The organism is Levilinea saccharolytica (assembly GCF_001306035.1).
Taxonomy (GTDB): domain Bacteria; phylum Chloroflexota; class Anaerolineae; order Anaerolineales; family Anaerolineaceae; genus Levilinea; species Levilinea saccharolytica.
The window spans coordinates 47,688-61,383 of sequence record NZ_LGCM01000029.1 but is presented as its reverse complement, the minus strand read 5'-3'; the positions used below and the strand labels follow the sequence as shown (position 1 = coordinate 61,383).

Genomic DNA, 13,696 nt, shown 5'->3' with positions numbered 1-13,696 from the left:
TCATCTCAAAAAGATCCGATGGGGCAGGATGTGCGCGGAGGAGACATGGATCAAAGCTGGATGCAAAACGGCGGGATTGTCATTGTGGGGTTAGGCCCAGGCGAGGCCAACCTGCTGACGCGCGAAGCGTGGGATTGGCTGTGCCAGATCCCGCGGGTGTATGTGCGCACGCGCCACCATCCCACCGTGGCGGGCTTCCCGGAAGGGCTGGAGGTGGTTTCCTTTGACGATCTCTACGACCAGGGTGAGGCCTTTGAACAGGTGTACGCGGGCATTGTGGAAGCGGTGCTGCGCTTGGGCCAACAGCCGGGCGGCGTGACTTACGCTGTGCCGGGGCACCCTTACGTGGCCGAGGCCACCAGCCCAGAGATCGCGCGGCGCGCCCGTGAGCAGGGCCTGGAAGTGCGCGTGGTGGAAGGGGTGAGCTTTTTGGAACCGACCTTCACGGCCTTGGAGCTGGATCCTTACCCGCGGCTGGCCCTGGTGGACGCTTTGGAATTGGGCCCGGCGCACATGCCCGGTTTCCCGCCCGACACCCCGGCCCTGGTGGCGCAGATTTATTCGCGCCAGGTGGCGGCGGAGGTGAAGCTGACCCTGAGCGCGGTGTACCCCGATACGCACCCGGTGCGGCTGGTGCACGCGGCGGGCAGCCCGCGCCAAAAGGTGGAAGATTTGCCCCTGTACGAGATTGACCGCAGCGCCTATGTGGGCCTGCTGACCTCGCTGTATGTGCCGCCGCTGGAAGCGAATACCAGTTTTGAGGGCTTTCAGGATATCATCGCCCGCCTGCGCGCGCCAGACGGCTGCCCCTGGGATCAAAAGCAGACCCACCAGACTCTGCGGTCGCACCTGCTGCAAGAGACCTATGAGACTTTGGAAGCCATTGACAACGATGACCCTCAAGAGATGTGTGAGGAATTCGGCGATCTGCTGCTGCAGATTGTGCTGCATGCGCAAATTGGCAGCGAGTACGGCGAATTCAGCATGGCTGAGGTGATTCGCAGCATTTCCGAAAAGATCATTCGCCGCCATCCGCATGTGTTCGGTGAAACCGCTGTGGAGGGGGTGGGCGAGGTGCTGAGCAATTGGGAGAAGATCAAAGAGGCCGAGCGGGCCGCCAACGGCACCGCCGAAACCAAGGGCCTGCTGGACGGACTGCCCCAGGCCTTGCCAGGCTTAAATTTGGCGCACGAGATTCAAGATCGCGCGGCGCGGGTGGGCTTTGATTGGGAAACGATTGACCCCGTGGTGGCCAAGGTGCGCGAGGAGCTGGAAGAGGTGCTGAACGCGCCGGAAGAGGAGCGCGAAGGGGAGTTGGGGGATCTGCTCTTTGCGGTGGTGAATCTGGCGCGCTGGTACAAGGTGGACCCCGAAAATGCCCTGCGGCAAACCAACCGCCGTTTCCGGCAGCGTTTTGCGCACATTGAAAAGCGGGCACGCGAAGCTGGGCGCTCTCTGGCTGAGATGACCCTGGCGGAGATGGACGCCTGGTGGGATGAGGCCAAGCGCCTGGAATGACGGCGGGCGGGCAGACGGATTAGAACAAAGCTGGTTGGGCCGGCGCGGCGGGTTGGTAGGGGGTGATTTGACACGCGAGGCCCAACTGGCTGCAAAAATCCCCAATTTTGTGAAACAATTCGCGGCTGTGCGGCGCCCAGGCGGTGTAGCGCTGGCCGTACTGGCGTTCGTAGCGGCTGCGCAGGCCTGGGAAATGCTGGTCGAGCTGGGCGTAGTAATGCTCGCGCTGGCGGTCGCGCAGGGTGAGGGCCATGAGCGGCAGGATGTATTGGGCGCCGCACCCGGCCGCCCGGCGAATCAGCTCGCGGAGGTCTTCCCAGCGGTCGGTAATCCACGGCAGGGCCGGCATGAGGGCGATGCCGGTATACAGGCCGGCGCTGGCCAGGGTTTCCACAGCCTGAAAGCGGCGCGTGGGGGGCGGCGCAGCAGGCTCGATGCGCGCGGCCAGATCATCGGCGGGGGTGGTGATGGTGAAGGTGACGGCGGCATACACCTTGTGAATCTCCTGCAAGAGGGGCAGGTCTTGCAGCACCAGGTCGCTTTTGGTGAGCACGTGGACGGGGAAGCCGCGCCGGGCGATGACCTGCAGGGCGGCGCGGGTGAGGCGGTAATGCGTTTCCAGGGGCATGTAGGGGTCGTTCATGGAGCCGGTGCCGATGGTTCCGCGGGTGCGCTTGCGGGCCAGTTCCTGGTCGAGAAGCTGCGGGGCGTTGGTTTTAACCTGAATTTCGCCGTCAAAATCGGCGATGTTGTAGCAGGCGCTGCGCGAATCGCAGTAGATGCAGTGATGCTGGCAGCCGCGGTACAGATTCAGGGTATAGCGCAGGCCGAAAAGGGGATCGGGTTGACGGATGGGGTTAAGGACGGTGCGCGCCTGAACTTCGACAATTTTCACGGGGACAGTCCTCGCACGGCCTCAGGGCGTGGGCAGGCGCACCGAAACGCCTTCGAGGGTGTGCGTTTTCTTGGGGGAGAGGATGATCTTAAAATCCGCAGCGCCTTGCGCATAGTTAACATGACAGGTGGTGATGATGTAGCCGTTGTAGAACTCCACCTGCTGCACGGCGAAATCCTGATAGCCCCCCAGAGGGGCCAGAGAAGCCCGCAGCGCGTCGAAATCGGCCTGGGTGAACTGGCGTTCCATCTTGCGGCCAAAATTGGCGGAAAACGCCTCAAAATCTCCCTGATCTAAAGCTTCAATTAACGCCTGGCTGGCGGGCTGGGCATAGGCGAGGATCGCCGCGCGATCCTCGCCTTCAAATACGCGGTTTTGCCCCTGACCCAGGGACTGGAGCACAATGACCAGCACCGCCACCACCAAAAGGATGACGGTGCTGGTGAGCAAACGAGCTTTCATGCCAGCGGCTCGAAGCGGGCGGTGAAATGGCGCATGAGGGGGGCCTGGTAGGTGAGGCGGTAGCCGCGCAGCTGACTGCTTTTTTCGGCCAGCTTGCAGCACACATTGGCCACGTAATCGAGGTGTGATTGGGTGTAGACTCGCCGCGGCAGAGCCAGACGCACCAGCTCCAGCTTGGGGTAGACCCATTCGCCGCTGTCGGGGTGGGGGTAGGCGAACATGACCGAACCGATTTCCACGCCGCGGATGCCGCCTTCCAGATAGAGGGCCGCGCCCAGGGCCTGCCCGGGGAATTCGGCGTGGGGGATGTGGGGCAGCAGCCTTCCGGCGTCCAGATAGATGGCGTGGCCGCCGGGGGGTTCCACAAAGGGGATGCCCCGGTCGCGCAGGCAGGCCGCCAGATAAGCGGTTTGGGTCAGGCGGTAGGCCAGGTAGGATTCTTCCAGACCCTCACGCAGCCCCACGGCCAGGGCGTCCAGATCGCGCCCGGCCAGGCCGCCGTAGGTGGGGAAGCCTTCGCGCAGGATGAGCTGGTTGCAGATTTCCTGGTGGAGCTTGGGGTCGCGCACAGCCAGGAAGCCGCCGATGTTGACCAGACCGTCTTTTTTGGCGCTCATGAAAGCGCCGTCGGCCAGGGCAAAGGTCTCGCGGGCGATTTCCAGGGTGGATTTTTGGGCATACCCCGGCTCGCGCAGCTTGATGAAATAAGCATTTTCAGCATAGCGGCAGCAGTCAATGAAGAAGGGGATGTGATATTCGCGGTAGATGGCCGCGACCGCGCGCAGATTTTCGAGAGAAACCGGCTGCCCGCCGCCGGCGTTGTTGGTGATGGTCATGGTGCCAAAGGGGATTTGGCTGGGGCCGACGCTTTCGATGAAAGCGCGCAGCTTGGCCAGATCCATATTGCCTTTGAAGGGGTGGGTGGAGGTGGGGTCGAAGGCTTCATCAATCACCAGATTGACAGGGCGGCCTCCGCGGGCGCGGATGTTGCCCTCGGTGGTGTCGAAGTGCATGTTCGAAGGGATGTGCAGGCCGGGCTTGACCAGCAGGGCGGTGAGAATGTTTTCGGCGGCGCGGCCCTGATGGGTGGGGACGAAGAATTCAAAACCAAAAATATCCTGCATGACCTCAGCTAAGCGGTAATAGGAACGAGCGCCGGCGTAGGATTCATCGCCCTGCATGATGGCGGCCCACTGCGCCTGGCTCATGGCGCCCGTGCCGGAATCGGTGAGCAGGTCAATGAACACATCCTCAGCCCGCAGGGCAAACAGGTTGTGCCCAGCCGCCTGCATGGCGGCCTGACGCGCTTCGGGGGAAATCAGACGAATGGGTTCCACCATTTTGATACGGAACGGTTCAGGGGGGTAATAGGGCATAGGGGGATCCTCCAGGGGGGATGAAAGCAGTTACAGTCTAGCAGATTTTGGGGGATCAGCCAACTGCGGAATATCACCGATTGGATAGAGAATGTTCCGCCTTGTAAAAAGGGTGAAATGGTCAAGAAATCTAAAATTCATCAATTGAATAATAAAATAATGAAAATAATATATTGACATTTATAAAATTCGTGCTATGATTTGTTTGTAAATCAAAAGCGGCGCTTTAACTTTGTAGACGCAGCTGTAAGAATTCCTAAAGGAGATACCCCTATGGTGGTCCAATCCGTTCCTGTCAATGAATCGCAAAAAGTGTATTTGCGTGTGTCGGGTGATTTGATTTTGGAGGGGGGCAGTTCGGATGGCCTGACGTTGCACGGCGGGCGCGGTGATTTCCGTGTGGAGCAGATGGAAGGGCAGGTGGTGGTGGTGTGCAGCGGCGACCTGCGGGCTGAGCTTTCGGCCAAAGGGCAGGTGACAGTGGAGCGCGCCTCGGGTGACGTGAACGTGCACGGGGCGGGCTGCGACCTGAAGATGGAGCGCCTATCCGGTGATTTGACTGTGGACGGGGCGGACAATCTGTGGGTAGAACAGGTCAGCGGAGAGGTGAAGGCGCGTAAGGTGCGCGGAAGCCTGATGTTGGGCAAGGTGGGCGGTGATTTGATCTGCGACGAAATCGGTGCCTTGACCGCTCCAAAAGTAGGTGGGGAAGCGCATTTGCGCCGGGTGGGTTTGGGGGGCGATTTGCGCTGCGGCGGTGATCTGGTGATTTCACCCACGCAGTGCGCCGCTTCCGCCGTGACCCTGCGTGCGGGCGGGGATGTGAGAGTGCATCTGCTGCCGGAGTTCAACGCTGAGGTTCTGTTGGACAGCGACGACCATGTAATTTACTTGAGCTTTGGCAATCAACATTCGGAACTGAACACGAAACAGCACGTCTTGACCCTTGGCACGGGCGGCGCGCGACTGACCGTTTTGGCGGGAGGCGAGCTGATGCTGACCGATCAGGAATGGGAGGATGATTCCATTCATGTGCATTTGGAACAGGCGGCTGCAGGCCAGCCCTGGCGCATGGGGGTGAAGATTGAGGGGCTTGACCGCAAGATGCGCAGTAAGATGGAGCGAATGGCACGCAAAGGGATGTTCGTGCCGCCGATTCCCCCCGTGCCGCCGATCCCCCCGATTCCCCCCGTGCCGATGGAACCCAAGATGGGCGGCGGAGCGCAGCGGCGAGAAGCGCAGGCTGAGCCGCGCGAGGGGGTAAGCAGCGAGGAACGCTTGATGGTGCTGCAGATGCTGCAAGAGGGTAAGATTAGCGCAGAACAGGCCGATTTACTGCTGTCGGCTTTGCGGGGCTAGGGAAAACGCTTCAAAAAAGGAGAGAAGGATGGGAGCCAAAGAGCAACGAATGGCGATTTTGCGCGAAGTGGAAGCCGGCAACATCTCGGTGGAGGCCGCTTCGGAAATTTTGGCGGCTTTAGAAGGCGGGGATCCCGCCCCGCAGCCTGCGTTTACGCCTGAACCCGCGCCGCAGGTGGAAGAGGCGCTGCACCCCGCGGCGGGTGAGTCCGCTGCTTGGGCTGGGGAGGAAGAGAGCCTTGACGCAGGGGATGAGCACATCCGTGCGCGGGTAAACCATTGGCGGCAGTGGTGGCTGCTGCCCTTTGGGGTGGGTTTGCTGCTTTTGGTTTTTGGCGGGACCTGGATGTATCAGGGCTTGCAGGCGGCGGGGTTAAGCTGGGGCTTCTGGCTGTCGTGGATCCCCTTCCTGCTGGGAGCCGCGCTGACGGCCCTGGGCTGGGAGGCGCAGAAAGCGCCCTGGCTGTACATTCACATCCGCCAAAAACCTGGTGAATCGCCCCAGAACCTGACCTTCTTCCTGCCGCTGCCCTTCCGTTGGGCCGCCTGGGGCACGCACTTTTTTGACTCGCGCCTGCCGGAAGAGATGCGCGGCGGTAAGGCCAGCGCTGTGCTGCGCGACCTGGAAGATCATTTGCAGGCGGAGGCGCCCATGCATGTGGTGGTGGATGACGAAGACGGCGAGCATGTGGAAGTGCTGCTGGTGGGTAAAGCCTGAATCCCATCTCCCGGATATCTTTACCAGCCCTGGCGCCCAGCCGGGGCTGTTTGCTTTGCAGCGCGGTATGAAGAAATCGCTGCGGGATGCTTATAGACAGGGGCGTCGGTTTGTTTGTATAATGAATCCAGCGGAAGAAACCCTGGAGGCGTGCGGATGAACGCGAGGCAAAAAATCCGTTTGGGGGCGGCAGTGGTGATCCTGATTCTGTCGTTGATCGCCTTGGCGGTCAGTTGGTGGCCGCAGCCGCGCCGGCTTCAGCAAGTGCCGCTGCCGACGATTGAAGTTCCGGCGCTGGTGACCCCTACACTTTCGTTGTATGAGGAAATATGGCAGGCCTGAGCAGGCTGAAAAAAGGCCTGGCTGTGGGGTTGACCGCGGCGGCTCTGCTGGTGCTGATTCTGGCGGCCTGTGCGCCGGCGGCAGCCCCGACCGCACCCCCCGCGGCGGAAGAACCGTCGGAGCTGCCAGAGACGCCCACACCGGCAGCAAGCCTTCCTGAACCTCAGGCTTCCCCGGCCCCGGCTCAGCTTTTGGAGCGGCGGCAGCTGGTGTGGGAATGGCCTGACCGGCTGCGCGAGGGGGACTCGGATGTGGTGGATTTGCGCTTGAAGATGGATGCGCATGGAACCCTGACTCCCACGGCGCAGGTGGGGGGACACGTGGTGGAAGGGCAGGGCGTAAAAATTCCCAATTTGTACGACACGCACAATCTGGTGGTTGAGGCGCGTTTGGACCTGGTGGGTTTTGAAATGACGCCCCAGGGCGAGGTGAGCGAACCGCTGCGGCCGGGGGAAGAAGTGGTGTTTCGTTGGACGGTGCGCTGCAAAGAGGCAGGGAATTACCGGGGAACGCTGTGGGTGGCGTTGAATCTGGTTCCAAAGGCGGGTGGTGAACGCACTCGCCGGGTGCTGCTGGCCGCGCCGGTGGAGATTGAGGTACGTTCAGTGTGGGGCTTGCCAGCCCAGACGGTGAGAATTTTAGGCGGGATCGGAACCGCCGTCAGCACGGTGTTGGGCATCCCCTTCTTGGAACAGGCGTTGGGTTGGGCCTGGAAGCGGACGCGGCGAAAACAGACAAAAACAGCCTGAGTTGGTCAACTTGTGATAAAATTTACAGGCCTCAGCGGTGTATGAGACCGCTCAAATTCAACTTAAGCGTGGTGAATGGAGGAGCCTCATGCTGGATGACTGGCTTTACCTGGGAATTTTTACGGTAATCTCCCTTTTCCTTCCCGCCGCAGCCATTACCATCGCGGCGCTGTTATCCCCCAAGAAACCCGATCCACTCAAAACATCCATTTACGAATGCGGTATGGAAACCGTGGGCGAAACCTGGATCCAGTTCAAGCCGCAGTATTACGTCTATGCGCTGGTCTATCTGGTGTTCGATGTGGAGACGATTTTCCTGTACCCCTGGGCGGTGGCGTATAACCAGGTGGGCTTGTTTGCCGTGGTAGAAGCGCTGCTGTTCATTGCCATCTTGCTGGGCGGGCTGCTCTATGCCTGGCGGAAGGGCGCTTTGGAGTGGGCATAGCCCGCGAAAGCTGGAGGTGGCATGAGCTTCTGGATTGATCCCATCAATTTTGTGATCGCCTGGTTAAAGGGGCTGCTGGAATCCTGGGGGTTACAGCCCGGCCTGGTGACTTTTGTGATGTATTTGATTGGCGCGTTTGTGACCACGCTGCTGGCCATGCTGCTGGTGGTGTTCCTGATCTGGTTGGAACGCAAGCTGATTGGCCGCGTGCAAGACCGCCTGGGGCCGAACCGGCTGGGGCCGTGGGGCATTTTCCAAACCTTTGCGGATATGCTCAAGATTTTCACCAAAGAGCACATCACCCCGGATGGGGCAGACGGTGTAGCTTATAACCTGGCGCCGGTGATCTCGGTGGGGGCGGTGCTGATGGTGTGGGCGGTGATCCCCTTCACCGCTACGGTGGTCGGCGTGGATTTCAACGCGGGCGTGCTGTACCTGATGGCGGTGGGCGCGCTGGGCGAAATGGGCGTCATCCTGGCGGGTTGGGGTTCCAACAACAAATATGCCATGCTGGCCGCCTTCCGCGCGGTGGCGCAGCTGATCTCTTACGAAGTGCCGATGGTGCTGGCATTGATGATCCCGGTGATGTTCACCGGTTCGATGAGTTTGCAGGCATTGGTGAAAGAGCAGGATATCTGGTTTATCTTTCTGGCTCCGGTGGCTGCGCTGATTTTCTTCATCTCTTCTATTGCCGAGGTGGGACGTACGCCTTTTGACCTGGTGGAATCGGAATCAGAGCTGGTTTCGGGCTTCAACATTGAATATTCGGGCTTGAAGTTCGGCATGTTCTATGTGGCGGACTTTTTGCATGCCTTCACCATTTCACTGCTGTTTGCCGCCCTATATTTGGGCGGATGGCGCGGCCCTGGGGCTGAGCAGTACCCCATGCTGGGTTTTGTGTATTTCGCGCTGAAAACCGCAGTGGTGTATTTCATCGGCATTCTGATGCGGGCGTCCCTGCCGCGCTTCCGCATTGATCAGATGATGGATTTGAACTGGAAGTATTTGACGCCGCTGGCTCTGGTGCTGGTGGCCGCAACGGCGGTGGCTGGAAAGATCGTTCCGGCGGAGATGGCGGGGCTGCGGCTGGTGGTGATGCTGGCTTTGAACGGGATCATTTTCGCGGCTGCGGACCGGCTGATGACCCGGCGGCGCTCCGCGCGGCGGCAGGTGGCCCAGGCTCCGCGGCCTGTGGCGCATTATGTACAACCCGCTCCAACTGACCCAGGGGATTGAAGACGATGATAACTGGACTGCAAGCTTTTTTCCTGGTTAACGCGCTGATCACATTGTTTGCGGCAGTCAAGGTGGTCAGCTCGCGCAAGCTGGTGCACGCGGCCCTGTGGCTGGTGCTGGCGCTGATGGGGGTGGCCGCCACCTTTGCCATGCTGGGCAGCCGCTTCTTCTCGGTGATTCAGGTGTTCGTGTACATCGGCGCTATCGCCACGCTGATCATTGTGGCGGTGATGCTGACGCGCAATTCGATGGAAGATGTGGGGCCGCAGGTGAACCGCGGATGGTGGCTGCCGTTGGTGGTTGTGGTGCTGCTGTTCGTGGGGCTGGTGGTGGTTCTATCCGGTTGGGGCGATTTTGGCTTGAGCACGCGCACGGTGGGGGCCGAAGGCGAGAATGTGATGGAATTAGGCAAGGCCCTGGTGGACCCCAACGGTTTCGTGCTTCCCTTTGAGATTGCCTCGGCGCTGCTGCTGGGGGCGATGGTGGCGGCCATTTATCTGGCGACCGACCGGAAGGAAGGCAAGCGATGATCCCTATTTCCTGGTTCCTCATTTTCAGCGCAGCGTTATTCTGCATTGGTTTGTTCGGTGTGTTGGCGCGCAAAAACACCATCGGCATGTTGATGGGCGTGGAATTGATGCTCAACGCGGTCAATATTAATCTGTTGGCGTTTTGGGCTTATCGGTACGCGGGGCAGATGAACGGCCTGGTATTTGTGGCCATTGTCTTTGCGGCTGCCGCAGCTGAGGCGGCTGTGGGTTTGGCGCTGATCATTTCCGTTTACCGGCGGCGCACAACCGTGATGGCAGACGAATTGAACCTGATGAAAGGCTAGGCCGCGGAGGGCGTATGAATATGGACTTGTTGATCTGGCTCATCCCGCTTCCCCCGCTGCTGGCATTCGCGGCGATTGTGCTGTTTACCAACCGCTCTAAAGCGCTAAGCCACAGCCTGGCGATTGGGGCGGCGGGGTTATCCTGGCTGGCGAGCATGGTGGTGTTCTTCACGGCGGTAGGCCGTGAAGAGCTGGCCAAGCATCCGCTGGGGGTAGACCTGAAGGTGAACTGGCTGCCGTTGGGCGACGGCGCGTTCAAGATCGGCGTGCAGGTCGATCCGCTGTCAGCGGTGATCCTGTTCTTCGTGGCCTGGACGGTGCTGATGATCTTTGTGTACAGCGTGGGCTACCACAACTTTGGTCAGCCCGCGGGCGATCATGATAAGCCGGGCCTGCCGCCTCACGGGGCGACGGTGAAGGTCAAGGGGCACGGCCATCAGGTTCCGTCGGTGGAGCCGATGTACAGCCGCTTCTTTGCCATGATCTCGCTGTTCGCCTTTGGCATGTTCTTGCTGGTGGTGACGGATAACCTGCTGACCCTGTACATGGCCTGGGAGATCATGGGCCTGTGCTCTTATCTGCTGATTGGTTTCTGGTATGCCAAGCCCTCGGCGCGCGACGCGGCTGTGAAGGCCTTTTTGACCACGCGCGTGGGGGATATGTTCATGCTCCTGGGCATGGCGGCCCTGTATAAGATGACCGGCACGCTGAATTACCAGGAGATTCTGGCCAACCCGACTGTGCTGGAGATGCTGGCCAGCCAGGCGGCGCCTGTTTTGGGGCTGTCGTGGGCGGGGTTGATTGGCATTTTGATCTTCATGGGCACGGTGGGCAAGAGCGCCCAGTTCCCGCTGCACGTGTGGCTTCCGGACGCGATGGAAGGCCCCACGCCGGTTTCGGCCATGATCCACGCGGCCACCATGGTTTCGGCGGGCGTGTACCTTTCCATCCGCTTCTTCCCGTTGATTTCGGCGGGCTGGGACGGCGGTGGGGCGCTGACCCCGGCGATGATGACCCTGGCGGTGGTGGGGGCGGTGACGGCGCTGTTTGCGGCTACGATCGCCGTGGCTCAAAATGACATCAAGCGTGTGCTGGCCTATTCGACCATCTCTCAATTAGGTTACATGATAGCGGCCCTGGGGGTGGGGGCGTATGTGGCAGCGGCGTTCCACCTGGTGACGCACGCCTTCTTCAAAGCGCTGCTCTTCCTGGGGTCGGGCTCGGTGATCCACGGCATGGAACACGGTGTGCTGCATACCCACCAGCACATTGACCCGCAGGATATGCAGCACATGGGCGGCCTGCGCAAGAAAATGCCGGTGACGTTTTGGACTTTCCTGGCGGGCGGGCTGGCTCTTTCGGGCTTCCCTCTGGTGACGGCGGGTTTTTGGTCGAAAGATGAAATCCTATCCGGGGCGTTTAACGGCGGGCATGTGTGGGTCTTCGTCATCTTGGCCCTGGCGGCCCTGTTGACGGCCTTTTACACGGCGCGGCAGATCACCCTGACCTTTTTGGGCCAGGCGCGCAGCGAAGCGGCCGAACACGCCAGCGAATCGCGCGCGGTGATGACGGCGCCGCTGGTGGTTTTGGCCTTTTTTGCGATCACCGCCGGTTGGGTGGGCATCCCCAAAGCCTTTCCTGGGCTGGGCGGGTTGGTGCCCAACTGGTTTGAGGAATTTGTGGGTGAGATGCTGCTGGTGCACGGTGAGGCGGCACATCACAGCCTGGTGCCGCTGATCACCTCGCTGGTGGTGGCGCTGGGTGGGTTGGCGCTGGGCTGGTGGGTGTACCGGGATGTGCGCGCGGGGCAAAAAGACCCCCTGCAAAAGCCCCTGGGGCCGGTGTACACCCTGCTGCAGAACAAGTACTACTTTGACGAGCTGTACGGGGCCACCGTGGTGCGCTTCTCCCGCTGGGTGTCGGAGGTGTTCACCGACCGCTGGCTGGATCGGGGTGTGATTGACGGCATTCTCCACGGCATTGCCGCAGCGGGCTTGTGGCTGGGCGGCGTGCTGCGCAACGGCTTTGACCTGCCGGTGATCAACCGATTTTTGGGGGATACAGTGGTGGCGGGGGGCACGCGCAAACTGGGCGCGGAGACCAGCAAGATTCAGACCGGCCGGCTGCAGCAGTACATGCTGATGGGGTTGGCGGTGGTGCTGGCGGCCAGCGCGATCATCTACTTTTTCTTTGTGATGGCATAAGGGGAGCGCGGACGATGGATCTCTTGACCAATCATCTCCTGACCCTGATTTTGTTCACGCCGGTGGTGGGCGCGGTGGTACTGCTGTTCCTGCCTGCGAAAAACATCCGGGTGCTGCGCTGGGCAGCTTTGGCGGCCAGTCTGGTTCCTTTTGGGCTGGCGCTGGGGCTGTGGGCGCGCTTTGACCCTTCGGCGGAGGGCTTTCAATTTGTCGAAATGATGCCGTGGTATCCGGCGATTCAATCCTCATACCATCTGGGGGTGGATGGGATTTCGCTGATGATGGTGCTGCTGACCGTGGTGCTGACTCCGCTGGCGGTTTTGGCCTCTTTCACGGTGACGGAGCGGGTGAAGGCCTATATGTTCCTGTTCCTGCTGCTGGAAACGGGCATGCTGGGCGTTTTCTTATCGCTGGATCTGCTGCTGTTCTTCGTGTTCTGGGAGGTGGGCCTGGTGCCCATGTATTTCCTGATCGCGCAGTGGGGTGGGACGCGGCGCAACTATGCGGCGCTGAAATTCATCCTGTACACCATGGGCGGCTCTTTGGGGCTGCTGTTGGCCACTCAGATGATTGGAGTGGTGGCGGGCACTTTTGACTTGACGGAATTGTTCCAGATCTGGCCGGCGCTGAACAGCGGCACTTTGCTGGGGCTGCCGATGGCAACGGTGAAGGCGGTGGCTTTTTGGGCTTTTGTGATCGCCTTTGCCATCAAGGTGCCGGTGTGGCCGTTCCACACCTGGCTGCCCGACGCGCACACCGAAGCGCCGACTGCCGGTTCGATGATTTTGGCCGGTGTGCTGCTGAAACTGGGCGCGTACGGCTTCCTGCGCCTGGTGCTGCCGCTGTATCCGCTGGAATCGAAACTGTTCGCGGGCTGGCTGGCGGCGCTGGGGGCTTTGGCGATCATCTTTGGGGCGCTGGGCGCCTTTGGGCAAAAAGACTTTAAACGGCTGGTGGCCTATTCATCCATTAACCATATGGGTTTTGTGGTTTTGGGGATCGCCGCAGCGGCCGCGGCGGTGGGCAGCCAGGATGCGGTCATCGCGCTGAACGGCGCGGTGCTGCAAATGGTGACGCACGGCCTTTCGGCGGCGGGGATGTTCTTCCTGGTGGGCGTGATCTATGAGCGCACCCACACGCGCGACCTGACGGAATTTGGCGGGCTGTTTGCGCAGATGCCGGTGTACGGCGGGGTGCTGCTGTTCACGGCGATGGGTTCACTGGGGCTGCCGGGTCTGGCGGGGTTTGTATCGGAGTTCCTGGTGGTGCGGGGAGCCTGGCCGGTGTTCACGCTGGCCACAGCGCTGAGCATGATCGGCTTGTTCTTCACCGGCGCGTACATCCTCAAGGCGCTCAAGATGGTGCTGCACGGGCCGCTGAACGAGCGCTGGAAGGGGAAACTGCCGGAGATGAGCCTGCGCGAAGGGATCGTGATCGCCCCGTTGATGGTCTTGATGCTGATCCTGGGCGTGTGGCCGGCCTGGGCGCTGGATGTGATCAATCGCACCGTGAGCATGATTAGCCTGGCGATGAGCCTGTGGTTCTGAGAGGTGAGCG

General features: G+C 60.8%; 14 protein-coding genes. 11 read left to right on the top strand and 3 right to left on the bottom strand.

From position 1 onward, the window contains the following. Positions 1–45: 45 nt before the first annotated feature. Positions 46–1,518, top strand: a complete 1,473-nt coding sequence (gene yabN, locus ADN01_RS07825; protein ID WP_062418982.1) for a bifunctional methyltransferase/pyrophosphohydrolase YabN — start codon at positions 46–48, stop codon at positions 1,516–1,518. Positions 1,519–1,537: 19 nt separating this feature from the next. Here the strand turns inward: yabN and ADN01_RS07820 are convergent, their stop codons facing one another. Genes ADN01_RS07820 through ADN01_RS07810 form a run of 3 tightly spaced genes read right to left on the bottom strand, consistent with a single transcriptional unit; the run spans position 1,538 to position 4,251 of the window. Beyond that, positions 1,538–2,413 (bottom strand): SPL family radical SAM protein, encoded by an 876-nt coding sequence (locus ADN01_RS07820; protein ID WP_201778655.1) that lies wholly within the window; start codon positions 2,411–2,413, stop codon positions 1,538–1,540. Between the two features lie 21 nt (positions 2,414–2,434). Beyond that, positions 2,435–2,875, bottom strand: coding sequence for a DUF3887 domain-containing protein (locus ADN01_RS07815; RefSeq protein ID WP_147239089.1), 441 nt, complete (start codon positions 2,873–2,875; stop codon positions 2,435–2,437). Continuing rightward, positions 2,872–4,251: a tryptophanase gene (locus ADN01_RS07810; protein WP_062418980.1), complete on the bottom strand. Its 1,380-nt coding sequence runs from the start codon at positions 4,249–4,251 to the stop codon at positions 2,872–2,874. The genes ADN01_RS07815 and ADN01_RS07810 overlap by 4 nt, the downstream gene beginning before the upstream one ends. A gap of 273 nt (positions 4,252–4,524) precedes the next feature. On the opposite strand from ADN01_RS07810, the gene ADN01_RS07805 reads away from it, so the two are divergent. The 10 genes from ADN01_RS07805 to ADN01_RS07760 all read left to right on the top strand — a co-directional run bounded on the left by ADN01_RS07805 (position 4,525) and on the right by ADN01_RS07760 (position 13,686). Further along, the gene (locus ADN01_RS07805) at positions 4,525–5,610 is read left to right on the top strand and encodes an SHOCT-like domain-containing protein (RefSeq protein ID WP_062418979.1); all 1,086 of its coding nucleotides are present in this window, start codon (positions 4,525–4,527) and stop codon (positions 5,608–5,610) included. Positions 5,611–5,638: 28 nt separating this feature from the next. After that, the gene (locus ADN01_RS07800; protein WP_062418978.1) at positions 5,639–6,328 is read left to right on the top strand and encodes a hypothetical protein; all 690 of its coding nucleotides are present in this window, start codon (positions 5,639–5,641) and stop codon (positions 6,326–6,328) included. A 156-nt stretch (positions 6,329–6,484) separates the two neighbouring features. After that, positions 6,485–6,670 carry a hypothetical protein gene (locus ADN01_RS07795; protein ID WP_062418977.1) on the top strand — a complete coding sequence of 62 codons (186 nt, stop codon included), beginning with the start codon at positions 6,485–6,487 and terminating at the stop codon, positions 6,668–6,670. Next, on the top strand, positions 6,658–7,419 hold the full coding sequence (locus ADN01_RS07790; RefSeq protein WP_062418976.1) for a hypothetical protein: 762 nt from the start codon (positions 6,658–6,660) through the stop codon (positions 7,417–7,419). The genes ADN01_RS07795 and ADN01_RS07790 overlap by 13 nt, the downstream gene beginning before the upstream one ends. A gap of 88 nt (positions 7,420–7,507) precedes the next feature. After that, positions 7,508–7,864, top strand: a complete 357-nt coding sequence (locus tag ADN01_RS07785; RefSeq protein WP_062418975.1) for an NADH-quinone oxidoreductase subunit A — start codon at positions 7,508–7,510, stop codon at positions 7,862–7,864. Positions 7,865–7,885: 21 nt separating this feature from the next. Next, positions 7,886–9,100 (top strand): NADH-quinone oxidoreductase subunit NuoH, encoded by a 1,215-nt coding sequence (gene nuoH, locus ADN01_RS07780; RefSeq protein ID WP_062418974.1) that lies wholly within the window; start codon positions 7,886–7,888, stop codon positions 9,098–9,100. 5 nt (positions 9,101–9,105) lie between these two features. Further along, on the top strand, positions 9,106–9,630 hold the full coding sequence (locus ADN01_RS07775; RefSeq protein WP_062418973.1) for an NADH-quinone oxidoreductase subunit J family protein: 525 nt from the start codon (positions 9,106–9,108) through the stop codon (positions 9,628–9,630). Next, entirely contained in the window at positions 9,627–9,935 is a 309-nt protein-coding gene (nuoK, locus tag ADN01_RS07770) for an NADH-quinone oxidoreductase subunit NuoK (RefSeq protein WP_062418972.1), read from the top strand. Before ADN01_RS07775 ends, nuoK begins: the two co-directional genes overlap by 4 nt. Positions 9,936–9,949: 14 nt before the next feature. Beyond that, positions 9,950–12,139: an NADH-quinone oxidoreductase subunit L gene (nuoL, locus tag ADN01_RS07765; RefSeq protein ID WP_062418971.1), complete on the top strand. Its 2,190-nt coding sequence runs from the start codon at positions 9,950–9,952 to the stop codon at positions 12,137–12,139. A gap of 14 nt (positions 12,140–12,153) precedes the next feature. Continuing rightward, a complete protein-coding gene (locus ADN01_RS07760; RefSeq protein ID WP_062418970.1) occupies positions 12,154–13,686 on the top strand; it encodes a complex I subunit 4 family protein in 1,533 nt (510 codons plus the stop codon). Positions 13,687–13,696: the final 10 nt, after the last annotated feature.